Source organism: Streptomyces sp. NRRL B-1140, from assembly GCF_001280065.1.
In the GTDB taxonomy this organism is placed as follows: domain Bacteria; phylum Actinomycetota; class Actinomycetes; order Streptomycetales; family Streptomycetaceae; genus Streptomyces.
The window spans coordinates 1-484 of record NZ_LGEA01000183.1; the positions used below are offsets into that span (position 1 = coordinate 1).

Annotated in this window: 1 protein-coding gene; it reads right to left on the minus strand. The window is 69.6% G+C overall.

The features are described from left to right. Positions 1-484: cellulose binding domain-containing protein (locus tag ADK65_RS36575; RefSeq protein WP_199825770.1), on the minus strand; the 484-nt coding region annotated here is incomplete at both ends.

Consider the following 484-nt stretch of genomic DNA (forward strand, 5'->3'; position numbering starts at 1 on the left):
GTGCCCAGCAGCTTGGTGTCGTCGTAGAACTCCACCTTGCTGATCGTGGCGTTGTCCGCGGCCGCCGCGGTGGCCGCCAGCGGCACCGCCTGACCCTGGGTGTACACGGCGCCCGCGCTCGGGCTGGTCAGCACGGCGATGGGCGGCTGGTGCGCGCCGGTGCAGGACGTGCCGTTGACCGAGTACGACGTCGGCGCGGTGTTGGAGCCGCTGTAGGAGAACTGGGCACCGGTGGAGACGGCGGCGCCCGCCGCGACCCGCGCGTTGTGGGGGGCGTTCTTCACGGTGATGTTCTGGCCGGACTGCGACCAGGTGCCGTTCCAGCCGTTGCCCAGCTTCTGGTTGCCGGAGTAGGCGTAGGTCAGCGTCCAGCCGTCGATGGCGTCCGTGCCGCGGTTGGTGAGGGTGAGGTCCACGGTGAAACCGGAGCCCCAGTCGTTCGTCTTGTAGTCGACACTGCACTGAAGTGCCGCAGCCTGCGCGG